Raw genomic sequence first — 22,092 nt, forward strand, 5'->3', positions numbered from 1 at the left:
TGTTCCGTGCTGCTTGCGGCGTATCCGTTTCAGCACGAGGGCTTTGGCGAGCAACCTGAGACAATGGTGGTCGATGTCCAAGCCTGTTTCAACTTCGGGAGCCGAGTTAGCCGCTGCGCGAGAGCTGGAAGTCGCCCCTGACCTTCTCGACCCTGCGTTGGGGCCGCAACAGCAAGCCATTGCGGAGAGTCCTGCCCGGCCAGGCCGGGGAAAGCATACGCATACGGTGGCCTCGGCCGCGTTGCTGCTGATGGCTTCCAACCTGCTTTCTGGTCTGCTGGGGCTGCTGCGCACGAAGTACATCAACCACGTCTTCGGCGCGGGCGCGGCGACGGACGCCTACAACGCCGCGTTCCAGTTGCCGGACATGATCAGCTACTTCCTCGTGGGTGGCGTCGGTTCGGCCACGCTGGTCACCATGCTCACGCGCTTTCGCGAGCGCGGCGATGAGCGTGGCGAAGACGAAACTCTTTCGGCCGTTTTGAACGCGATGCTGATCGTGCTGGTGGTAGCGGTTTTGATCGCTGAGCTGCTGGCGCCTGTGTACACACGGGTTGCGTTTCCGCGCTTTGATCCTGAGCGGGCAGCGCTTTGCACGTCGCTGACGAGACTGCTCCTGCCCGCGCAGATCTTCTTCTTTGCGGGCGGAGTCTTCAGCGCTCGCCTGCTGGCGCGAAAGATCTTCATCTACCAGGCAATCAGTCCTCTGATCTACACGCTGGGCATCATCGTCGGCGCGTTTCTCTTCTCTTCGAAGATCGGCGTGTACTCGCTACCGGTGGGCGTGCTGGCGGGCGTGATGCTTGGCCCGGGGCTGCTTTCGATCGTCGGCGCGTTCCGCACGGGCTTGAAGTACACGCCCGGCTGGACGCTGTCGCACCCTGCGTTCCGCGAGTGGCTCCGGCTGAACCTGCCGCTCATGCTCGGCTTTACCGTAGGCATGGCGGACAAGTGGATTCTCGCGTACTTTGCCTCGGCGGACGTCGGCGGCATCTCTCGGCTGACGGTTGCGAAGAGCCTCTTCAACGCTCCGCTGACCGTGGTCGGCGCGGCTGCCGGCGCAGCGTCGCTGCCGTTCTTTGCAAGTCTCTACGCCCAGGGCAAGTCGTGGGAGTTTTCGTCGTCAGTGGCCCGCTCGGTATCGCGGCTCATGGCGTTTGGAACGCTGCTCGGCGCGTGGATGATCGCGCTCGCGCCGTGGCTGCTGGACCTCTTCCGCGGTGGTGGTTTCCATCGCAAGGATGCTTCGGAGACTGCGCTCTACTTCGTTGTCTTCTCGGTGACACTGGGGATCTGGTCGGCCCAGGGCATCTACGCCCGCGCCTTCTACGCGGCCGGTAACGCCCGCACTCCACTGATCGCGGGCTCGATCATCACGGTGATCAGCCTGCCGGTGTACTGGCTGCTCTTCAAGACGCACGGCACGCTGGGACTCTCCATCGCCAGCGATCTTGGCATGACGTCGTACACCGTCGTGTTGGCAGCTCTGCTGCATCGCAAGCGACTGGTTTCGCTCGGGCACGTGGAGTGGTGGGAGCTTCTGCGGACGCTGCTGGCCTCCGCCGCGACTCTCGGAGCAATCAACCTGGTGACGCACAATATGTCGCGCCCACACTCGCACCTGGATGACGTCGGCGTCGTGCTTGCGGGTACGGTCGTCTGGGTTGTAGTGGGCTTCGGTGTCCTGGTTGCCGCCAAAAGCAAATTGCCGCGGCAGATACTGCGCCGCGGCAAAGCTTAGATCGATTTTGTCTAATGTCTTATTCGTAGGAGAGCGCGTCGATAGGATCTTTACGAGCGGCCTTCCACGCCGGGTAGAGTGCTCCGAGTAGCGCGCCCGAAAGTGCAATGCAAACGGCTGCTGAGACCCATCCCGGAGTGATCGAGAAGCTCTGGGTGGGGAAGCGTGCATGCAACACCGAGCGCAGAATATATGTTCCGGCGATTCCCAGCACCACGCCAACCACAGCTAAAAGCCCCGTCTCGCGCAGGACGACGGAGACAATGTCGAACTTGCTGGAACCCATCGACTTCAGGATGCCGATCTCTCTCGTGCGCTCCATAACGGCCGTGTACATCGACTGGAAGATCACGAGGAAGCCGATGACGATGGCGATGCCGATCACCACGCGCAGTGCGATGTTGAAGCCCGGCATACGCTCAGGGGTCAGTGAGGAAAGCAGCTCGTCCAGCGTTTGAACGCTCCAGCCCTGCAGTCCATCGGTGGCTAGCAGCTCCTTGCGTACAGCGTTCTGGTACTTCGGCGCGTCTTCTGTCTTGATATAGAACGCTGAAGCCTTGCCGGTGCTGCCGTCGAGCGAGTCCATGGTGGTCAGCTGTATGAACTTGCGCGCGCCCTTGCCGTGCTCGACAATGCCGCAAACGCGGAACTGATGGTTGAGCGCCTTGACGGTATCGCCCACCTTCAGGCCCTTGCCGCTGGCCGCCTGCAGGTCGTCGACGATCATGTCAAAGGGCTGCTGGAACGGGCCGCCTGACTTGAAGACGAACGGCCGCAGGTCGTTGAAGCTCGCATAGTCGATGCCGTAGATGTTCTCGAGCGAAGCACCCATTGTCAGCTTGATGTTGATCGGTGCGACGACCTGCACATGCGGCAGGGCGCGCAGCACGTTGGCGATACGAACGTCCGCAGAGGCTGCGGACGTATTCATCAGCGCGGTGGAGGCACCGGGGTGCGTCAGCATATCGCCGCCGATGCCCGTGGTGCCCATGCGCGAGTTGTCCAGGATGCCGAACATCACGCCGGAGATCGAAAGGATCATCACAACTTCAATCGCGACGGCGAGGGCACTGATAACAGAGCGCAGGGGACGGTGGATGAGATTGCCGACAATAAGCTTGTTCATGAATTTCTTTCTCGATAACAGCGATAACAGATAGTGCTGCAGCAAACGGTAGTGGCTAAGCCGTTAGGCGGGTTGTGTCGTTGGCTCGGCTACCTGTTGGCGCCCAGCAATGAGTTGCCCCGCCAGCGGTGCGAGATAAGTCGTGGCCAGAATGCAAAGGATCATTGCGAGATTGGAGTACCAGATGAAGTAGATCAGGCCATTAAGGCCGCTCTCGGGTGCCATGTGCGAAAAGAACATGGCATAAAACAATCCCCAGGGTGTAGAGCGTATGTCTCCGGCGATGATTTCGATAACCAGGAAGTGCAGTAGCAGAAGTGGCAGCACAACCAGAGTGATTGCCTGCCAACCTGCAAGATGGTAGACCTCTGCTGGCAGGCCGAAGGATACTCCGGTAGTTTCGTCCTCTGGACCGATAGCGCCTAGTTGGCGGGCGTAATAGTTTCCGCCTGCATCTGCAGGCATGAGGGACTCCTTGTTGGGAAGCACAAGGTGCGGCAGCCAGTTGCAAAAGAGGTACCAGAGATAGTTGTAACCGATGAAGTGGCCACGCGTGGAGTAAGCGATAAGTTGGTCGTCCAAAGGCCATGTGGTGAGGCGTTCGGCCATGCCACCAACGTTTTTGCCGAAGTAGTCGCTGGTAGCAGCGAGTCTGCTTTCTTCGTCAATCTCTTGAACCTGGCGGTAGTAGCCGATGTTTTCAATCATGTTGCCCACCAGCGCGAAACGTGCCCCTGCCGTCGGCAACTCCCGACCGGCACTTCTGCCAATCTGGGCAATTGGAACCATCACCAACAGCACAAACGAGAGGAACGCTGTACATACCGCGAAGTGCACTAGACGCAACCGGAATCTGGCGAAAGCGATTCCAACGACCCAGCACACGAAAGGGGAGAACATATCCTGCTTGCTGAAGCCCTGAACCGAGTTCAGAAAGAGCAGACCTCCAGAGACGAGTACGATCCAGTTCACACAGCGTTTCCCGTTACTGGACTGAACTGCATCAATCGTTCCCAGAATGATGGCCATGTATTGCAGCAAATTCAGCCGTGAGATAGCGCCGAAGATGGTTCCTTCACCGCCTGGCAGGATGAACCCTAGAACGAACATCAGAAGGCAGACGATCAGGGCTCCTGACGCTGCTTCGTGGTAACTGAAGCGGCGCCTCAGCATGATGCGTTCCGCAATGCTCTCCGTATTGCCTACGATTTTGGTCGTGGCGATTGCGGCTAAGAGCATGATAGCCATGCAGGCGGTGTAAACAGCCATGGACAGAATGGGCATGGCGGAGTTTGTATCGGGAGCTTCACCAATACAAAGCTTGACGATGGAGCCAGAGAGCACGGTCATCGCGCCAAACCAGAAGATGAAGCTTCCAGAGGCCCGGGTAAACCCACCTGCGATATTGAAGGCCATCACCCACAGAACCACATAGGCAAAGTGAAGTACAACGTACTCCATGTGGGTATGCAGAAAAACTTGGGCAAACGCGAGAACCAGCGCGAAAGCTAGCGCCCAGTTCATCGGAATGCGGCGAAAGAGAACGATCTGCACGGTTATTCCAGTTTACGCTGACTGCTTCACGCTGTGTGATAGCCTAGCGGTGCTCAGCCCTTTAGTGCGACTATTTTGTGTTTTACTGGCTGTTTCGCGCTATTTCATTCGCTCTTCCCATACAAAGGCTGCTTCTTGTTCAAGGATCGTATACAGCGCTGGACGGTGTTTGCTCTTCTGCTGATTTCCATCGGCGCAGCCTATCGCGGCTACTTCGTCTATCACGACGAAGAGATGCTTAACGGAATCGGCAATGAGTTGGGATTGGCTGCCGGACACGGCCTGGCCCCGTTTCAATATCGCGTAGGGGTACTCTGGCCTGCGTACTTCCTTTATGAGCACGGTGTGACTTTCCGCCATTCCTTTGGGGTCTTCGACCTCATCGCGCTCACGGTAGTGCTTCTGTTGGGATATCGGCTGCTGGTTCGCAAGCCTTTGTATCGTTCGGCTTCGTTGCTGCGGCAGGTTTTTTTCAGTGTTTTGTACTGCGGCATGGCGTCGTTTCTCATCAGCTGGCAGGACCTTTACAAGAAGTTCGAAACCGCGCCGACGGCCATGCTGCTGATGTTGCTGTTGTGGCTCTTCACTTCGCGGGAAGAAGAATCGCCTGCCCGTCCCGAACGCCCCGCTATCCTCACGCTGCTCCTTGTGTTTGTTGTGAGTCTGGCTCAGGCGCTGGTGCGTGCTGAGATCGGTATGGCGGTTGGGCTTGGAGTTCTGGGGCTGCGTGTTTTCTGTCCCTGGGCACGGCTCTCGTTGTCGCGAAATCTTTCGATCGTGGCCGCGTTCGTGATGATGTTCACTGCAGGGACGACACAACTCGTGATGAGTCGCATCGTTTACCCGCACGCCCACTACCCGGCCGGGGCGTTTTTCATGCTGTTCAGCAACCTTCGTGATGTCTTTGGCACGTCGGCGTTCCTGTTGATGATGCCGCCATTGCTCTGGCTCTACTGGCGGACATGGAAGAAGCCGCTACGGGGTGATGGTGCGGGGCTGGCGTTTTTGCTGGGTTCGCTGCCGTTTCTTGGCTTGTGGCTGCTGATCGGGCGTACCGGAGAGGTGCGCATTTTCATCCCGTTTGGCCTCGCGCTTCTGCCCTATCTCTGCCAGACCTTCAGTTCGCTGATCCCTGACTCTGCCCCGCAGGTTTCTGTCGCCGATACCTTCTGAGCTTTTCTCCGCGCATCGACGCCCGATTGCACATTATTCTGTGCATGCAGGTCACGGGCCACTAGCGATGCGAATCGGAGATAGTTGTGGAGTTTGGACCCCATCTAAGAGAAGAGCGAGAGCGGCTGGGAGTGCCTTTGTCTGCCGTGGCAGACGGCACGAAGTTCTCTCTGCGTCATCTGGAAGCTCTGGAGAATGGAGACGGGGCTGCCCTGCCGGGCGGCGTCTTCAATCGCGGCCTGGTGCAAAGCTACTGCCGCTATCTTGGCATCGACGAAAGCCAATGGTTGAACCGCCTCTCCGAAACTCAGCCTGAGCGAGAGCCGCAGGAGTTTGCCGAGTTCGCTGAGGCGATCAAACGCAACCGTGTACGGGAAACGCCTCTGGTGGAACGCCGCTGGGCGGGTGTTTTGTTGATGCTGGTAGCCCTTTGCGCTATGGGCTGGGCGGCGTGGCACTTCGTCATCCAGCCACGGGTAGGCCATTTGGCCTCGCCGCTACCGCCGCAGGCGACCGTTCCAGCTTCGAACTCATAAGCCTCGCTCACAAGCGAGACGGTTTGCCGCTCAATGCATCTTCCCGCGTTTCGCCTGTAGATTCTGGCTGGTCGCTGTTGGTGTGGCGGTTACGCTGGCACAGCGAGTAAAATAAAAGGGTTCCGCGACTACCCTGAACTAGGGCAGGTTCGGAGCGACCGGAGTGTCGGCCTCCTGGAAGGCTCCTGCCTTTCTTCTTTGCCGCGCGGAAACCGGTCGTCGGGCGCCTTGTGCTGGCTTTTGTGCCGTGCACGGCGGGTCCGGCTATCTCACGGAGGAGTACCAAAGCTTTGTCTACCACTGACCGTTTCCTGTTTACCAGCGAGTCCGTGACCGAAGGTCACCCGGACAAAATTGCCGATCAGATTTCTGATGCCATCCTCGACGCCTGCCTTGCGGAAGATCCGTACTCGCGCGTTGCGTGCGAAACGTTGACCTGCACAGGCCTCGTAGTCGTTGCCGGCGAAATCACCACCAAGGCACATCTCGATATCCAGACGCTGGTCCGCTCGACGGTGAAGGAGATCGGTTACGACGACGCGCTCAAGGGTTTTGATTCCAACACCTGCGCCGTCATTTCGGCCATCAACACCCAGTCGCCTGACATCGCTCAGGGCGTGGATACCGGCGGAGCCGGCGACCAGGGCATGATGTTCGGCTATGCCACCAACGAGACCCCCGAGCTGATGCCGACGCCGATCTCGCTGGCGCACAAGCTCGCAGCCAAGCTCTCGGAAGTCCGCAAGTCGGGCCTCATGGGCTACCTCCGTCCCGACGGCAAGTCGCAGGTCACGGTGGAGTACAGCGCCGACCACAAGCCGGTTCGTGTGGACGCAGTCGTCATCTCCTCGCAGCACGCGGAAGAGATTGGCAACGACCAGATTCACGCGGACATCATGGAGCACGTTATCCAGGCCGTCATCCCGGCTGAGCTGCTTGATGCTGACACCAAGTACCACATCAACCCGACGGGCCGCTTCGTTATCGGCGGACCGATGGGCGACTCCGGCCTGACCGGACGCAAGATCATCGTGGACACCTACGGTGGCATGGGCCGTCACGGCGGCGGAGCGTTCTCGGGCAAGGATTCGACCAAGGTCGACCGTTCGGCTGCGTACATGGCGCGCTACATTGCCAAGAACATCGTGGCCGCTGGCCTCGCGGATCGCGCCGAAGTGCAGCTTGCTTACGCGATCGGTGTGGTTGAGCCGGTTTCGATCCGCATTGACACCTTCGGTACGGGCAAGGCTTCTGAGTCGCGCCTGATCGAGCTGGTTCGCGAGAACTTCAAGCTCACGCCGAAGGGCATCATCGAGAGCCTCAACCTGCGTCGCCCGGTCTTCAAGAAGACCGCAGCGTACGGCCACTTCGGCCGTACCGGAGAATCCTTCACCTGGGAAGCGACCGACAAGGCCGAAGCCCTGAAGGCTGGCGCACAGGCTGAACTCGCTGCCAAGTAAGCGACTTCGCTCAAGCAAAACAGAACGGCGAGCCCCAAAGGGCTCGCCGTTCTGTTTTGCAATCCTTTGGGCAAAGTTCAGGTTGCCATCCACACCAGGCTCAGCAGCACCACGACCCCGACTGTCGCGGCGAAGATCCGGTTCGCCTTCAGCAACATCTCTGCCATACCCTTTGAGACGCCAGCTTCGCTTCAAAGGTTGACGAGAGGTTGCGATTCGGCCAAATATTCAGCCTCCCGGCGACTCAGCGTTCGATCGTTACGCTGTGAATCGTGACCGGCGTCAGAGGCTTGTTATGCGCGTCGCGTGGTACGCGGGCGATGGCCGCTGCCACTTTGGTCGAGTCCGCGTCGCACTGCCCGAAGATGGTGAACTTTCCGTCCAGCCTGTGTTGCGGCGTCTCCGTCACGAAGAACTCGCTGGAGTTCGTGTCCGGGCCCGCATTCGCGTAGGCAAGTCGGCCGGGCCGGTCAAAGGAAAGGCCGGGAACGACTTCGTTGGCGAAGCGGAAGCCGATCGAGCCATCTCCCGAAGCGTCGCCAGGCATATCGCTCTGCTGCACCATGAAGTCTGGGATGACTCGTGCAAAATGCAGGCCGTCGTAGAAGCGGTGGCCCTTCATAACGGCCTTCGTTCCGGGATGCCGCCACGCTTTGGTGCCTTCGGCGAGGCCGATGAAGTTCGCCGTAGCGTTCGGCGTTTCCTTGAAGAGTTTGCAGCGCAGCGTTCCTTCGCTGGTGGCGATAACGGCTGTAGGCCCGGTCGGCTGCGGAACAGGGATCTCGGAGCCGGGGATCGGCGGGTAGATCCAGGGCTGCACAGGCACGTTGGCCGTTAGCGGAGGAAGCGGCTCGCCGGTCTTGACGAGCAGGGCTTTGTTGATCATCACGGGCAGTGGCGGTCGGTTCCCCGCCATCAGCATCTTGTGCGAAATCGCTTCGACCTTCGTCACGCTCGCGGCATCGCAAAGCCCGATCGGCGCCAGTCGTCCCTTGGCCTCCTCGTCGCCGTGCTCAAGAATCATGAACTTTGTGCCGGTAATGCTTCCACTGGCTTCCACCATGCCGAGGACCCCCGGCTGGTCGAGCGTAAGGACGTTTTTCTCTGCAGGGAAGGGCTTCGGCGGACCGCCGACATACGTGGGGCGATCTCCGCTTACGCCGTCCGTGACGCCGATCATGGGGGAGCCGTCGTAGGAGCCACCCGTGACCAGAGATGTAAACTGCGCAACAGCCAGTGGAGCTTCGTTCTCAAAGAGCCTGCAGCTCAGACGTCCTTCGCTGGTGTCGAAGAGCACGGTGGCGCCGGTCGGCTGTGGAGCGGCATGCGTTTTCTTGTGGGCGGCTTTCTGCGCACTCGCCAGGGCGGGAACAAGGGCGAAGGGAAGCAGCGCTGCAGCGAAAAGTCTCATGGCTCGATGCTATAGCGAACCACGCTACATGGCGCTTAGCGGAAGTTCTCCCAGGCTGGGAGCGATCAGCACGCGGTTACGTCCTGCGTTCTTGGCTTGGTAAAGGCCACGGTCGGCGCGGCGGAGAAGGCTTTGGATGTCATCGCCGTTCTGGTACGTGGCCAGACCGATGCTCGCAGTCAGGCGTACGCGAGACTGTTCCTGTTGTTCGATCGGCGAAGCCGTCATCTCAACGTTCTCCACGTTGGTGCGGATGCGTTCGGCAACGATATACGCGGCAATATGGTCCGCATTGGGCAGGAGAGCGGCGAACTCTTCGCCACCCCATCGAGCCAGCACGTCGGAGCCTCGAGTCGCGTTCTGCATGGCTTCAACGGCAGCCACAAGGGCTGCGTCGCCCACAGAGTGGCCAAAGCCATCATTGATCTTTTTGAAGTGATCGAGATCGACCATGAGGATGGAGAAGGTGGTTCGTTTGCTGTTCAGGTTGCTGACTTCACGTTCGCAGGCGTCAAGAAACATGCGGCGGTTGTAGAGCCGCGTGAGCGGATCGGTGCCGGCCATGTACTCCAGTTGCGAAGAGAGCTGCGTTGTCGACATCCAGAAGTAGCCGAAGGCCAGGCCGAGGGCAACCGCGATATACAGTGCGTAGGTAAAGTTATAGATCAGGATGTCCCAGCGGCCCTGATGCAGGTGCCTGGTAGCGATAAGCCCGGCCCGGATGATGTTGAAGGTCGCGAAGAAGAGCAGGATGAAGGCGCAGAAGTACGCCGGTGGCTTCTCGTGGCGACGGGCGGTCTTCAATAAAAACACCCCGGTTGCCAGGCATTGTGTTGCGATGATCAGACTCACGGCGATAAAACGCAGCACCATGAAATGCGCGTTCAAGATCTGGGCGACATCGGCCGCTGCCGTCAGCGCCAGAAGAATGAGGGAAACTCTGGAAAGCCGCTTGTGGCTGCCCATCATCTCCATTACAGCAACATGGAGCAAGGCAAATGCGATCAGAGCCAGGCAATCAGCGGGAATGATGGGCCAGTTGGGCAACTGTCGCGGCATCAGCATGAAGATGGCGCAGAGGAATCCCGTGGCGAACGCAGCGGTCAGCCAGCGCAGACCTCGCAACCTCCGGTTCGTGGCGGAGACAACACACAGGCAAAGGCCACCCATGCCGAGTATGGCTGCGCCAAACTGAATAATCGTTATGGAATCCATGGGATGCGTCGTTCTCCAGGACCAGAAGTCCGTGCCAGTCTGCTCGAGAGATAGTCGGCGAATGAATTCCTGCTTCCATCAGCAGTGGGTCTGCGTCTTCTCAGCAAAACGGTGTTTCCGATAGAGGTACTCGGAGATGAAAGCGGGCCCGTAGATACGTCATAATGCGGCGATAACAGCGAGTTGCCACCCATCCTACTCCTGCAGAGGAAGGCGCATCCATACGAAAATGATCGTTTCTCAACAGATTTTTGGTCTGATTTCACAAGGAAGGCAAGGATTTCATCGCATACGCGGTTCGGCCGGGCAGCGTTGCGCTTCTTTCTTTGCATCACAGACTAGGAACGCCCTTCAGGAACCCTTTGTGCTGATCAAATCTGAGTTCGATATCCAGTTTCATCTGCCTGCTCCTACGCCGATGATCGCCTTGCTCCACGTCCATCCTTCCGTGGAACCACGGTTGCTAAGCCGGGAAACGCTTACGGTGGAGCACTTTCCGGTGTCAGGCGCCCCTGTCACGATTGGCTGCGAGGAGTATATCGACAGCTTTGGCAACCGGTGCGCGCGTTTCAGCGCCCCTGCCGGTGGCATCCGGTTGTCCGGCTCGCATCTTCTTTCTGCACCGGAAACACCTGATCCGCAAGGCTTTGGGCTCGGGCTGGAGCCTGTCGACAAGCTTCCGTCCGAGACGCTGCAGTATCTGCTGGCGTCCCGCTACTGCCAGGTCGACCAGTTCGGCGGCATCGCTCAGGACCAGTTCGGCGGCTATGCGCCGGGGTGGGAGACGGCGGCGGCGATTCGTGACTGGGTGCATGGCAAGGTGACGTTCAACTACGGTGCCGCGCGTTCGACGAAGACGGCCATGGATGTCTTCACCGAGCGGATTGGCGTCTGCCGTGACTTCCAGCATCTGGCCGTTACGTTGACCCGGTGCATGAACATTCCAGCGCGCTATGTAACTGGATACCTTGGGGATATACGGCTTCCAGCCGCAGGCGCAGGAGACTTCTCCGCGTGGTATCAGGTGTGGCTTGGGGGGCGCTGGTGGGATATGGATGCTCGCCACAATGCGCCCCGGCTGGGGCGTACGTTGATGGCTGTAGGGCGGGATGCGGCCGATGTGGCCATCACAACCAGCTTCGGAGTGGCCGATTTGAAACGTTTTTATGTCGAATCGTACGAGGTCGATGAGCAGGGAAAACCGGTCCCTTTGCCCTTGGCCCGGCCGAATGAATCGATCGCGGTGCAGGAAGGCGAAGTCCAGTCGCGCTAGTCGAGGGAGGCGAGTGGGCTTCACCTCCGAGGAAAATTAAGGGTTTTTCTGCAGACGCAAAAAGACCGTCTCTCCAGGGGAGAGGACGGTCGGGGAGGCTGCTCGCCAGGGGGAGGCTGCGGCGGTGTTATTCGCCGTCTGCGCTGCCGGCGCGGCCAGCTACGAGGCAGGGAGCAAGAATCATGAGAAGGAAAGCGGCTGCGGTGAGCATAGCGTGCATGGTGTTCTCCTATGCAGGGAACGGCGTTCCCTGTTGACTCTTTGATCATCTCTCCGGAGCAGGAAAGCTGTAAGACAACGAAGGTTGAGGGGCCACGGACGAAGGTCGTGGTATCACCTAACGCTTTTGTGGCATCTGGCTGGCGTAGGAAGACGAAGAGTGTTTGCCCGCAATTGGCGGAGTGCGCATTTTGGCTGCCGGTTGAACGATACTAAGTATGTTGTCCATGGCGCAGTCACCTATGTCCTCATCCTCTATGTCCTCCTCTTCGAAGAACGCAAAACATATCTTTGCCGGGCTTGCCTGGCAGCAGGTTCTGGCTCGCGATGCGAGCGCAGACGGACAGTTTGTCTATGCCGTGAAGTCCACCGGTGTGTACTGCCGCCCCAGCTGCCCGAGCCGTCGCCCGGAGCGCCGCAACGTCAGCTTCTTCTCGACGCCGGCAGCGGCGGAAGCAGCAGGCTATCGCGCCTGCCTGCGATGTGAGCCGCAGCGGGTGGAGCTGCGGGCTGATCCGCAGGCCGAAGCCGTGGAGCGTGCGTGCGCGCTGCTGACGACGGGTGAGCGCATCGAGCTTGATGATCTGGCTACGGCGGTTGGGCTGGGCAAGTTTGCCCTTCTGCGGGCTTTTCAGCGCATCCTCGGCGTTTCGCCGGGTGAGTACGCGCGAACGACGCGCCGTGAACTCTTCCGCGATCGTGTGCGGACACCGAAGAAGACGGTTACAGAAGCGATCTACGATGCGGGTTTTGGTTCAACGAGCCGAGTGTATGAGCAGGCTGCGGCTACCTTCGGGATGTCTCCGACGGCGATGAAGGATGGTGGTCGGGGCGAGTCGATTCGTTGGTCGACGGGCGAGTGCTCACTGGGCACGCTGCTGGTGGCGGCGACCGACCGTGGGCTTTGCGCGGTATCGTTTGCCAACTTTGAGGGTGAGGCTGTGGCGGAGTTGCGCGAGCGCTTTCCGCAGGCCGTGATTCGTCGCGACGACGAGCAGCTTGGCGAGATGCTGCGCACCGTGCTGGCGTATGTCGAAGAGCCCGGTGCGGCGTTGCAGATGTCGTTCGACATCCGGGCGACGGCGTTTCAGCAGCGTGTGTGGGAGGCCCTGCTGGCGATTCCTGCGGGTGAGACGCGGACCTACGCCGAACTGGCCGAGAGCATTGGCGCACCGAAGTCCGTGCGTGCGGTCGGAACGGCTTGCGGAGCGAACCCGCTGGCGGTAGTGATTCCGTGCCATCGCGTGGTGGGTGCGGGTGGCAAGCTGACGGGCTATCGCTGGGGAACGGAGCGCAAAGGTGCGCTGCTGGAGCGCGAGGGTGGCCGCAAAGAGTAGGGCCGGTTTAGACGCAGGATGAACGATCGCGGCACGAACTCGTAGAATTAAAGAAGACAGCGCCCCTGCGCCGATGGTGGTTTGTTTCGCTCATGAAGCTGCGTCCTGTTCTGGTTGTTCTGGTAATTCTGACTGGTTTTTATCTGCTGACCACGCGTCTGATGCCCGTGGGAGCGCTGGCGGGCTGGGTTCACGGTAGCCATCCCGGCGATGGAACGTCGACGACGGCGATCTCCGGGCCGATGGGCACGTTTGGCCTGACGCAGGCGGATGCCGCTCCGGCGTTCGACGCAGAAGAGCAGCAGAACATTGCGGTCTACAAGAAAGCGCTGCCGAGCGTGGTGAACATTACCTCGACGGAGGTGGCGTATGACTTCTTCTATCGCCCGGTGCCGCAGCAGGGCCAGGGGTCGGGCTTCATCCTGAACAAGGATGGCAACATCCTGACGAACAACCACGTCATCGACAACGCGCAGCTTGTCGAGGTGACGCTGTGGAACAAGAAGAAGTACAAGGCGAGCGTGATTGGCGTGGACAAGAACCACGATCTTGCTTTGCTGAAGATCAACGGCGCTCCTGATCTGCAGCCTGCGACGCTGGCCTCTGGCAACAGCCTGATGGTTGGCCAGCGGGTGTATGCGATTGGCAATCCGTTTGGCTTTTCGGGCACGATGACGCGCGGCATCATCTCGGCGATTCGTTCGGTGCAGATGCCTAGTGGCAACAAGATTGAGGACGCGATCCAGACGGATGCGAGCGTGAATCCGGGTAACTCCGGCGGGCCGTTGTTGAACTCGCGCGGCGAGGTCATCGGCATCACGACGATGATTGCGACGAACCCCAACGGCAATGCGGATCAGTCGGCAGGCATTGGCTTTGCGATTCCGATTGCGACGGCGAAGGCGGTGCTGGATGACTTTGCGAAGTATGGCCGGGCGCGACGTCCGTCGCTGGACATTGTGACGCTGCCGATCGGACCCGATATCGCCGAGCAGATTGGTCTGCCGGCGGATTACGGCATCCTGATCGAGCGCGTTCTGCCGGGCGGAGCGTCTGAGCAGGCAGGGCTTCGCGGCGGCACGCAGCGCGCGTACATGGGCAACACGCCGATCATGCTGGGCGGCGACCTGATCGTGGCCTTTGACGGCCAGCCGATCACGAACGCGCAGGACCTTTCGAACGCGTTGAACAGCAAGCACGCAGGCGACAACATTACGCTGACGGTCTTCCGTGGGCGCCAGCGGATTGCGGTGCATGTGACTCTGTCGGAGGCCAAGCAGGTGATTGGCGGAGGGCAGAGGGTTTAGGGAGTTCTCAGTTCTCAGTTGACTGTTGTCCGTTGGGGATGGGGCTGGCGAATGAATTGCCGCTATATCGAAGTGGGGCGCAGCCTGATGGCTGCGCCCCATTTCAGTTCCTGCTCCCTACTCCCTGCTTCTACCGGTTGTTGTCGAAGAGCGAGCCTGCGATTCCTCCGATAACGGCGGCGGTGCCCATGCCACGGAGGTTGCGGCTGTTGTCGTCGTGGGAAAGGTAAGGCTCGAGGGCGTGGGCGAGGTTGACGAGCGGAAGCGTTTGCAGCCAGACTCGGCCTGGGCCGGTGAGCGCGGCGAGGAAGATGCCGTCGCCGCCGAAGAACATGTTGCGAATACCCTGGACACGCGTGATGTTGAAGCCGACCGAGCTTTGGAAGGCGCCGACATGGCCGGGATGGACGCGGAGCACTTCGCCGGGTTGCAGGTCTTTGACGACGACCTCGCCTGCGAGTTCGAGCCAGGCGGTGCCGTGGCCGGAGACCTTCTGCAGCAGAAAGCCGTCGCCGCCGAAGATGCCCGCGCCGAGTGACTGCTGAAAGCCGACGCCGAGCTCGATCTGCGAGGTGGCGCAGAGGAAGCCGTGGCGATGGATCATCATCTCCTGCCCGGGGGCGATTTCGACGGGGAGAATGTGGCCGGGGACCTTGGTGGCGAAGGCGACTTCGCCGGGGTAGCCCTGCGGGGTGTACTCGGTCATGAAGAGCGTGCCGCCGCCTGCGATGCGCTTGATGGCACCGAAGATGCCGCCACCACCGGCGAGCTGCGTGTGCGTGCTCATGGCGATGGTCTGGGACATCCAGCTCAGCTCGCCGGCTTCAGAGATGACGCTCTCGCCGGGCTGCAGAAGCACTTCAAGGACAGGCATGGTGGTGCCGATGATTCGCGATTGCATTCGTTTTACTCCTGCGGGCTGATTGTGTTGCGGCTCGCACACCATGCTACGCCGGGGGTGTGGGAAAAGTTCCGTGCAGCTAGAACGGCGGCCACTCGAAGGCGATCAGTTTTCCGGCCTGGGCTGGGTCGATCTTGACGCCTGCTTCGGTAAGGGCTTTGGCGAGTACGGGGTCTTTGCCGTCGGCAATGTCGGCGGCAGAAGGAAGAGCGAGTTCGTCCGGGAAGACGCCAGCATTTTCTATCGAGTGGCCGTCGGACATGATGATGTTGTCGACTGTGATGTGGGTGCCGAAGCTGACGAAGATGGAGTCGCCTACTTTGCCCTCGAAGTACTTGGACTCCATCAGCTCCCCGGCGCTGCGGTCGCCGATGACGGTGCCCCGATGTTCGAGCTGGATGATGCGTGCGAAGGCCTCTGATGCGGAAGCGGACTGGGCATCGATGAGGACGATGAGTTTTCCGTCGTAACGGCCGAAGTGCCCGGTCGGGGAAAACCTCTTTTTGGTCGATTTACGGCCGACTTCGGTGTACATCTCAACGGGATGGTCGAAGAGGTGCTGCACCATCGTTTTCAGAATTTCAACGTCTCCGCCGCCATTGCCGCGTAGATCGATGACGAGCGTGCCAGCTTTATGCGCTTTGGCGAAGACGGTATTGATGACGTCATCGGACGTTTCAAAGCTTGGCATGTGCCAAAGCACGGCGTTGTCGTAAACGATGTACTGGTGTCTCTGCCAGTGGGCGTAGTTCTGCGCGTCGATCCGATCTTTCCAGTTGTTCACGCCACCTGCGTCGTCGAAGTTTCGAAAGGCTACGCCCTGCTTGAATTGGGCCTTCACTACTTCGGTGCGATGTTTGCCGTTTGTGTCCGCGACCTCGATCTTCAACTCGGGTGTATGGATGAGTGTGTCGAAGGTGTAGGTGAGCAGGTCGTAGCTCTTACGGCGGGCAGAAATTCCGTTGATGCTTACGATGCGGTCGCCGGGATGCAGCTTTGTGGACGCATCTGAACCCGGTCGCGTGTCTGTAACGAAGACCGCTTCGCCGATGACGTCCATCGCAAAGCCTCGGTCCATCTTGTCGATTCTGTCCGGAGGGATGAAGGTGGTGTGCGAGTCGTTCAGCGTGGAGACGAAGGTTGCAAGCAGGAAGTAGGCTTCGTCCGGGTTATGTACGTTGGTCAGCAGCTTTTCCGTGCGGGCCATGTTTCCGGCCAGATCGACGCCGTGGAAGGTCGGGTCATAGTAGTTGTGCTGCAGGTTGGCGTAGATCTGGTGGAGCATCATGCGAGCGCGGTCGGCCTCGTAGGCGTCGACTTTCTGGGCGGGCTGCTGCGCTGCGGCTATGCAGGAGAGGGTGAGCACGGCCGTGGCAAGGCGGCGCAGGCCTGAGGTTCGTAGCCAAAGTTTCTTTGAGGGCATGGGCGGAGCCAATTTTAGCAAGGCGAGGAACCTTGAAGGCTAATGCTCGCGCACAGGGTCGCGGCCTAGACTCTGGGTAAGGGAGTGCTTGCCATGGCGACGCGTAAAAAGAGTTCCGGTTCCGGCTTTGGCAAGTTCTTGCTTGGGTTTCTGTGCGCGGCGGTGATCGCTGCTGGCGGTGCGTGGTGGTATCTGCACCGGGGCAAGCCGATTACCTATCTGCCTTTGAGTGAAGAGGCGCCTGCTGCGGTGGCTCCGGTGAGGCCTGTGGCGAAGAAGGCTGTGCCGCATCAGGCCGTTGCGCCGTCGTTTGAGTCGCTGGGGAAGGTGTCACCGGACGAGTCTGCGGCGGGGCCGGTGAAGACGATTCCTGCACCACCGTTTGCGGCGAGTGAGGATGCGTTTGAGGCTGGAGCGGTGACGTATCGCAAGCGCTGTGCGGGTTGCCACGGAGCGCCCGGGCATGATGCTCCCAATGGGCTTGCTCTGCCGACACCCGCGAAGCAGTTCTTCCGCGCCGGTGGGCTGGGTGCGAAGTCTGCAGGGGCGATCTATGTGGCGATTCGCGATGGCAATCACAAGGCCGGGATGCCGGCGTACAGCGGCGTTCTTCCTGATTCGTCGATGTGGGACGTAGCGTTGTTGTTGAAGGCAGCAAATCAACCTTTGCCTGATCCGGTGGTCTCGAAGCTTGGCAAATAGCTGCGTGCGATACTGACGACAGTATGTTTAAGCGTGTATTGCTGAAAATTTCCGGTGAAGCGTTGGCTGCCGGTCGCGGCTTTGGTGTGGATGCGGTGTTTATTCACCAGGTGGCTGCAGAGATCGCGGACGTTGCGCGTAGTGGCTGCCAGGTTGGCGTCGTTGTGGGTGGCGGCAACTTCTTCCGCGGTGTGGCCGAGCAGGCCGTTGGCATGGACCGCGTTGCGGCTGATCACATGGGAATGCTTTCGACGGTGATCAACGCGATTGCGTTGCAGGATGCCATTGAGAAGGCCGGGCTGCCGACACGCGTGATGAGCGCGATCGAGATGCACGAGGTCGCAGAGCCTTACATTCGCCGCCGCGCGATTCGTCATTTGGAGAAGGGCCGCGTGGTGATCTTTGCTGCCGGTACAGGCAATCCTTACTTCTCGACCGATACGGCTGCAAGCCTGCGTGCGATGGAGATTGGCGCGGACGTGCTGCTGAAGGCGACCTCGGTGGACGGCATCTACTCGGCTGATCCGAAGAAGGACCCAGACGCGACGAAGTTCGAGACGATCAGCTACATGGACATCATCAAGCTTGGTTTGAAGGTGATGGATACCTCGGCTGTCAGCATGTGCAAGGACAACGGGATGCCGATGATTATCTTCTCCATGCGTGAAACAGGTAACATTCTCCGCGTGGTGAATGAAGAGAAGCTGGGTACGCTTGTGACGGCGGAGTAGCTGCTCGAAACTTTGAGGAGTGGAAGTTATGCATAAGGCCGTTTGGGCGCTGGCGATTCTATCTTCGGCTGCACCAGCGGCCTTTTCGCAGACTGCTGTAGCTGTCGATCCCCATGCTGCGGGCGCGGCGATGGCCGCGACGGTGCAGACGAAGTGGCCTGCAGCGGTGATCCCAGAGGCGCACAAGCCCGGTGCGATGACCTACGAGGTGGGCACGCTGTTGGACGGCATGGCCGCGATGGCGGAGGCGACCGGAGACCCGAAGGACTTTGCGTATGTGAAGGCGGCGGTCGATCGCTGGGTGATGCCGGATGGCACGGTGCGCTCGGGGGCGAACAAGCCGTTCTCGGCCAGCAACCATGCTCTGGATGACTTTGAACCGGGGCGTGCCATTGTGTATGTCTGGCGACGGACGCATGATCCTCGCTATCGCAAGGCCGCTACGGAGATGATCGACGGGCTGAAGCCGCAGCCGCGCACGCCTGAAGGTGGCTACTGGCACAAGCAGATTTATCCGCAGCAGATGTGGCTTGACGGAGCGTACATGGCGGAGCCGTTCCGCGCGTCGTACGCAGCGGAGTTTGGCCCGGCGAGCGAGTTCGACGATATTGCCAAGCAGTTCATGCTGATGGCCGAGCATACGTATGACCCGAAGACGGGTCTGCTGCGGCACGGATGGGACTCGGCACACACGCAGCCGTGGGCGGATAAGACGACCGGGCAGTCGCAGGAGGCGTGGGCGCGTGCGATGGGCTGGTATGTGATGGCGCTGGTGGATTCGCTGCCGTACTTCCCCGCAGAGCACCCGGCGCGACCGGCGATGATTGCTCGCCTGAAGCAGTTGATGGATGCGGTGGTGAAGTATCAGGACCCGCAGACGGGTTTGTGGTGGGATGTGCTCGACAAGGGATCGCGCGAAGGCAACTTCCGCGAGACCTCGGCGAGCGCGATGTTTGTATACGCGCTGGCCAAGGGCGTTCGGTTGGGATACCTGCCGAAGAGCGATCTAAAGCCTGCACACTATGCGTGGAACGGCCTGGTGAAGACCTTTGTGACGAAGGAACCCGATGGCAACGTCGTGTTGCACGGCACGGTGAAGGTCAGCGGGTTAGGCGGCAAGCCTTATCGTGCGGGTGACTATGCGTACTACATCCACGAGCCGGTAGGCGACGATGATGCCAAGGGCGTCGGCGCGTTTCTGCTGGCTGCCAGCGAGATCAGCCGCGCGCCGTCGCAACCGCAGAAGCATCGGCCGAAGCACTCTTCTGCCGGGCACGATGCCGCTCCCACCAAGCCTTAATGACAAGCTGCATGGGGTGTTCTACCCAGCGGCGTACGGCCATAGCAAACGCAACGACGAAGACGTAGCTGATCCACGGATCGAGCTTCGCAACGTGCAGCCTCTCCGGCACTTTGTACTGGTGGATGAGCATGAAGACGTTGAAGTGCAGCAGATAGAGGCAGTACGTCGAGGTGCCGACGGCAACCAGCGGGCGGATGGCGAAGACGCTGGCTAGCGGGCTGGGGCCCGAGAGTCCGAGGATGATGAGCGCGAAGAGCGGTGAGAGCAGACCGCCGTGGATCATGATGTACGGCAGTTTGTCGGCCAGGTGGTAGGCGACGAACCAGACGGCAGTGAAGCCGATGAGGCCAGCGATCATGCGTCCGCGAACCTGAAACTTCAGCGCGTCCTGCAGGCGGCCTAGCGTGAGCCCTGCGAGGAAGGTGCAGAGGTAGGGCAGCGGCGTGAACTTGAGGAACTGAATCCAGAAGCCGCCGGAGTAACGATCGGCCATGCCCGGCAGGTGGTCCGGGTTGAGCCAGATGTAGAGCATGTGGGGAATGAGTCCGACGGCCCACAGGCCAAGCGCCATGGCGGTCAGCTTGCTGGCGGAGCGCGGCCACTGTAGACGCATCAACCACGGGAAGAGGATGTAGAGCGCGACCTCGCAGCTCAGGGTCCAGGTGACGGTCATCCAGAAGGTGGCGAGGTTGGGGAAGAAGCCCTGAATGAGCAGCGGTGTAGCGAGGGTGCCTTCCCAGAAGTCCTTCAGCGAGCGGACGTGGAACTCGGTGAAGAGCATGGGGATGCTGACGATCATGGTCAGCAGATAGACGGGGTAAAGCCGCGAGAAGCGCGCGACCCAGAAGTCCAGCGCGTTGAGCGGCTGGGGGCGGTCGGCGTAGTTATACGCGAGGATGAAGCCAGAGATGAGAAAGAAAAAGCTGACGAAGACGTAGCCGATGTCGATCAGCGGATAGAGCGAGAGCCACGGATGGGCGTTCCAGCGCAGCCCTGAGGGCGTGAAGTGGAAGAGCACGATGGTGAGCGCCAGCAGCGTGCGCAGGCCGGTGAGGGCAGGCAGAGCGGGCTTGCGTGCGAGTTTCGGCTTAGGCTGGAGTGCGGCTGCGGGTTCGCCGGTCGAGGTCGGAGCGTAAGTATTCATGCAGAAGTAAAGGGCCGTGCTCCTGGTTAGACGTGCATGGAGCTGCGCAAAGATTCAGCCTATCGCAATTCGGCGGCGCGAGATCGAGGGTTTCGCGCCGTAGGTTTAGGGTTTCGGGACTTTGCGGTTGTATCGAGGCAGAGAGCCTGCGCTAGCGGATCTCGACGTGGCTGAATCCGAGGCCGTGGAGCAGGGTGCTTAGCGTGGCCCGGGCGTTCTTGCTGGCGGCGTCGAGGATGCCGTCGCTGAGAGCGGCTTCCTGCAACTGAGCCTGCGCCTTTTGCCGGGTGATGCTCTCAAGGTTCGGGTCGGCTCGGACGAGCAGGCCCGTGGAGCGTTCGTAGACGCGGGTGTGCGCGTTGTCGATGGAGGTGAGGAAGACTTCGCTGGGCGGTAGCGTGATGTGTACGGAGCGGCCATCGCTGGACTCGGTGATTTGCACGTCCTCTGGCTTCAGCTTGGAGAGGTCGACGCCGGCGATGGTCTGTCCGTGGACGATGAGCAGCAGGCGGTCGCCTGCGAGGGCGTCGGGCAGCAGCGGGGAAGACTCATTGCCTTCGACGATGGTATCGAGCGAGTAGACGACGGACTCCAGGCGATTGAGGCCCTGGATGCGTTCGACGACGGTGGGAGCGGTGATGAGGTTGATGGGCCTGCCGGTGATGAGCGAGGCGAGCTTGCCCGCGAGGCCGGAGCGCGCGTGGTGTACGAAGGCTCCGAGCAGGGAGGCTCCGAGGAGGACGGCCAGCACGATGCCGAACATGATTCCTGTGCCGCGTCGATTGCTGCGATAGTTGTCGTATCCCGTGCTCATGGTCTCAGTGTATCGATGCTCGGGAAGAGACAACCGGCTGCCTGCGGCGTGGCTCTTATGTTGCAGGCGATCCATTCTTGTTCCGTATACGTTCGGAGATACATGCAGACGGTTACTCATCCTCTTGCCTCGCGCTTCACCGCGCCGATGACAAAGCTCGGCTTCGGTTGCGCTCCGCTTCTTGGCCGGGCATCGCGAAAGGAGTCTCTGACGGCACTTTCGCTGGCTTACGACGCCGGCATTACGTTCTTTGATACGGCGCGTTCGTATGGCTATGGGCAGAGCGAAGGTCTGCTGGGAGAGTTTCTTGTAGGCAGGCGCGACCGTGCGGTGATCTGCACGAAGTTCGGAATCTCTGCGGCGCAGAGGAACTGGAAGCAGCAGTTGCGACCGCTGGCCCGGGTGGCCGTGCGGATGGTTCCGTCGCTGCGGCAGGCGGTGCAGCGGCGTGCCGGGAACCAGTTTCAGGCTGGTGGATTCTCCGTGGCCGATCTCCATGCGTCGTTCGAGCGCAGTCTGCGTGAGTTGCGGACGGAGTACGTGGACATGCTGTTGCTCCACGCGGCGCCGATGCCGGTGCTTGAGCAAACCGATCTTTACGTTGCTCTGGAGAAGCTGGTGGAGCAAGGCAAGGTGCGTGCGGTGGGGCTCTCAGCCGATCTGGACGTAATGGCCGCCGAGTTTGCGCAGAGGATTCCGGTGCTGACGCACGCGCAGTTTGC

The 22,092-nt window shown here is 60.3% G+C and carries 19 protein-coding genes; 11 read left to right on the forward strand and 8 right to left on the reverse strand.

What is annotated here, in order from left to right:
- Positions 1–73 precede the first annotated feature (73 nt).
- Positions 74–1,741 (forward strand): lipid II flippase MurJ, encoded by a 1,668-nt coding sequence (locus tag PW792_02760; protein ID MDE1160849.1) that lies wholly within the window; start codon positions 74–76, stop codon positions 1,739–1,741.
- Positions 1,742–1,760: 19 nt separating this feature from the next.
- On the opposite strand, the gene PW792_02765 is transcribed toward PW792_02760, so the two are convergent.
- Complete coding sequence (locus PW792_02765; protein MDE1160850.1) at positions 1,761–2,867, reverse strand: FtsX-like permease family protein; 1,107 nt, start codon at positions 2,865–2,867, stop codon at positions 1,761–1,763.
- A 63-nt stretch (positions 2,868–2,930) separates the two neighbouring features.
- Positions 2,931–4,421 (reverse strand): hypothetical protein, encoded by a 1,491-nt coding sequence (locus PW792_02770; GenBank protein MDE1160851.1) that lies wholly within the window; start codon positions 4,419–4,421, stop codon positions 2,931–2,933.
- Between the two features lie 135 nt (positions 4,422–4,556).
- Between PW792_02770 and PW792_02775 the strand changes: the two genes are divergently transcribed.
- From PW792_02775 to metK, 3 genes are all read left to right on the forward strand, one after another.
- Positions 4,557–5,594 (forward strand): hypothetical protein, encoded by a 1,038-nt coding sequence (locus tag PW792_02775; protein MDE1160852.1) that lies wholly within the window; start codon positions 4,557–4,559, stop codon positions 5,592–5,594.
- A gap of 86 nt (positions 5,595–5,680) precedes the next feature.
- Entirely contained in the window at positions 5,681–6,130 is a 450-nt protein-coding gene (locus PW792_02780; protein ID MDE1160853.1) for a helix-turn-helix domain-containing protein, read from the forward strand.
- 290 nt (positions 6,131–6,420) lie between these two features.
- Positions 6,421–7,590, forward strand: coding sequence for a methionine adenosyltransferase (gene metK, locus PW792_02785; protein MDE1160854.1), 1,170 nt, complete (start codon positions 6,421–6,423; stop codon positions 7,588–7,590).
- Between the two features lie 244 nt (positions 7,591–7,834).
- On the opposite strand, the gene PW792_02790 is transcribed toward metK, so the two are convergent.
- Both PW792_02790 and PW792_02795 read right to left on the reverse strand, forming a co-directional pair.
- A complete protein-coding gene (locus PW792_02790) occupies positions 7,835–9,001 on the reverse strand; it encodes a peptidylprolyl isomerase (GenBank protein MDE1160855.1) in 1,167 nt (388 codons plus the stop codon).
- A 24-nt stretch (positions 9,002–9,025) separates the two neighbouring features.
- Positions 9,026–10,216 carry a GGDEF domain-containing protein gene (locus tag PW792_02795; protein ID MDE1160856.1) on the reverse strand — a complete coding sequence of 397 codons (1,191 nt, stop codon included), beginning with the start codon at positions 10,214–10,216 and terminating at the stop codon, positions 9,026–9,028.
- A 364-nt stretch (positions 10,217–10,580) separates the two neighbouring features.
- Between PW792_02795 and PW792_02800 the strand changes: the two genes are divergently transcribed.
- The 3 genes from PW792_02800 to PW792_02810 all read left to right on the forward strand — a co-directional run bounded on the left by PW792_02800 (position 10,581) and on the right by PW792_02810 (position 14,352).
- The gene (locus PW792_02800) at positions 10,581–11,489 is read left to right on the forward strand and encodes a transglutaminase family protein (protein MDE1160857.1); all 909 of its coding nucleotides are present in this window, start codon (positions 10,581–10,583) and stop codon (positions 11,487–11,489) included.
- A 461-nt stretch (positions 11,490–11,950) separates the two neighbouring features.
- A complete protein-coding gene (ada, locus tag PW792_02805) occupies positions 11,951–13,045 on the forward strand; it encodes a bifunctional DNA-binding transcriptional regulator/O6-methylguanine-DNA methyltransferase Ada (protein MDE1160858.1) in 1,095 nt (364 codons plus the stop codon).
- A 92-nt stretch (positions 13,046–13,137) separates the two neighbouring features.
- Positions 13,138–14,352 carry a trypsin-like peptidase domain-containing protein gene (locus PW792_02810; GenBank protein MDE1160859.1) on the forward strand — a complete coding sequence of 405 codons (1,215 nt, stop codon included), beginning with the start codon at positions 13,138–13,140 and terminating at the stop codon, positions 14,350–14,352.
- A gap of 130 nt (positions 14,353–14,482) precedes the next feature.
- Here the strand turns inward: PW792_02810 and PW792_02815 are convergent, their stop codons facing one another.
- A complete protein-coding gene (locus PW792_02815) occupies positions 14,483–15,253 on the reverse strand; it encodes a TIGR00266 family protein (protein ID MDE1160860.1) in 771 nt (256 codons plus the stop codon).
- A 79-nt stretch (positions 15,254–15,332) separates the two neighbouring features.
- Complete coding sequence (locus PW792_02820) at positions 15,333–16,676, reverse strand: S41 family peptidase (protein ID MDE1160861.1); 1,344 nt, start codon at positions 16,674–16,676, stop codon at positions 15,333–15,335.
- Between the two features lie 93 nt (positions 16,677–16,769).
- Between PW792_02820 and PW792_02825 the strand changes: the two genes are divergently transcribed.
- The 3 genes from PW792_02825 to PW792_02835 are packed head-to-tail and all read left to right on the forward strand — an operon-like array spanning position 16,770 to position 19,409.
- Positions 16,770–17,378 (forward strand): cytochrome c, encoded by a 609-nt coding sequence (locus PW792_02825; protein MDE1160862.1) that lies wholly within the window; start codon positions 16,770–16,772, stop codon positions 17,376–17,378.
- A gap of 23 nt (positions 17,379–17,401) precedes the next feature.
- On the forward strand, positions 17,402–18,109 hold the full coding sequence (gene pyrH / locus PW792_02830) for a UMP kinase (protein MDE1160863.1): 708 nt from the start codon (positions 17,402–17,404) through the stop codon (positions 18,107–18,109).
- Positions 18,110–18,137: 28 nt separating this feature from the next.
- Positions 18,138–19,409 carry a glycoside hydrolase family 88 protein gene (locus PW792_02835; GenBank protein ID MDE1160864.1) on the forward strand — a complete coding sequence of 424 codons (1,272 nt, stop codon included), beginning with the start codon at positions 18,138–18,140 and terminating at the stop codon, positions 19,407–19,409.
- Here the strand turns inward: PW792_02835 and PW792_02840 are convergent.
- Positions 19,327–20,556, reverse strand: a complete 1,230-nt coding sequence (locus tag PW792_02840) for an acyltransferase (protein MDE1160865.1) — start codon at positions 20,554–20,556, stop codon at positions 19,327–19,329. The genes PW792_02835 and PW792_02840 overlap by 83 nt on opposite strands.
- Before the next feature lie 151 nt (positions 20,557–20,707).
- Positions 20,708–21,445, reverse strand: coding sequence for a DUF4230 domain-containing protein (locus PW792_02845; GenBank protein MDE1160866.1), 738 nt, complete (start codon positions 21,443–21,445; stop codon positions 20,708–20,710).
- Between the two features lie 27 nt (positions 21,446–21,472).
- Between PW792_02845 and PW792_02850 the strand changes: the two genes are divergently transcribed.
- Positions 21,473–22,092, forward strand: a 620-nt coding sequence (locus tag PW792_02850) for an aldo/keto reductase (protein ID MDE1160867.1), incomplete at its 3' end; no start/stop codon positions are given.

It is taken from the genome of Acidobacteriaceae bacterium (genome assembly GCA_028283655.1).
Taxonomy (GTDB): domain Bacteria; phylum Acidobacteriota; class Terriglobia; order Terriglobales; family Acidobacteriaceae; genus Granulicella.

Coding starts and splice junctions, on each gene's coding strand:
- ada (MDE1160858.1), top strand. CDS start 11,951: ATGTCCTCATCCTCTATGTCCTCCTCTTCGAAGAACGCAAAACATATC.
- PW792_02795 (MDE1160856.1), bottom strand. CDS start 10,216: ATGGATTCCATAACGATTATTCAGTTTGGCGCAGCCATACTCGGCATG.
- PW792_02790 (MDE1160855.1), bottom strand. CDS start 9,001: ATGAGACTTTTCGCTGCAGCGCTGCTTCCCTTCGCCCTTGTTCCCGCC.
- PW792_02835 (MDE1160864.1), top strand. CDS start 18,138: ATGCATAAGGCCGTTTGGGCGCTGGCGATTCTATCTTCGGCTGCACCA.
- PW792_02845 (MDE1160866.1), bottom strand. CDS start 21,445: ATGGATCGCCTGCAACATAAGAGCCACGCCGCAGGCAGCCGGTTGTCT.
- PW792_02765 (MDE1160850.1), bottom strand. CDS start 2,867: ATGAACAAGCTTATTGTCGGCAATCTCATCCACCGTCCCCTGCGCTCT.
- pyrH (MDE1160863.1), top strand. CDS start 17,402: ATGTTTAAGCGTGTATTGCTGAAAATTTCCGGTGAAGCGTTGGCTGCC.
- PW792_02815 (MDE1160860.1), bottom strand. CDS start 15,253: ATGCAATCGCGAATCATCGGCACCACCATGCCTGTCCTTGAAGTGCTT.
- PW792_02840 (MDE1160865.1), bottom strand. CDS start 20,556: ATGAATACTTACGCTCCGACCTCGACCGGCGAACCCGCAGCCGCACTC.
- PW792_02820 (MDE1160861.1), bottom strand. CDS start 16,676: ATGCCCTCAAAGAAACTTTGGCTACGAACCTCAGGCCTGCGCCGCCTT.
- PW792_02760 (MDE1160849.1), top strand. CDS start 74: ATGTCCAAGCCTGTTTCAACTTCGGGAGCCGAGTTAGCCGCTGCGCGA.
- PW792_02825 (MDE1160862.1), top strand. CDS start 16,770: ATGGCGACGCGTAAAAAGAGTTCCGGTTCCGGCTTTGGCAAGTTCTTG.
- PW792_02810 (MDE1160859.1), top strand. CDS start 13,138: ATGAAGCTGCGTCCTGTTCTGGTTGTTCTGGTAATTCTGACTGGTTTT.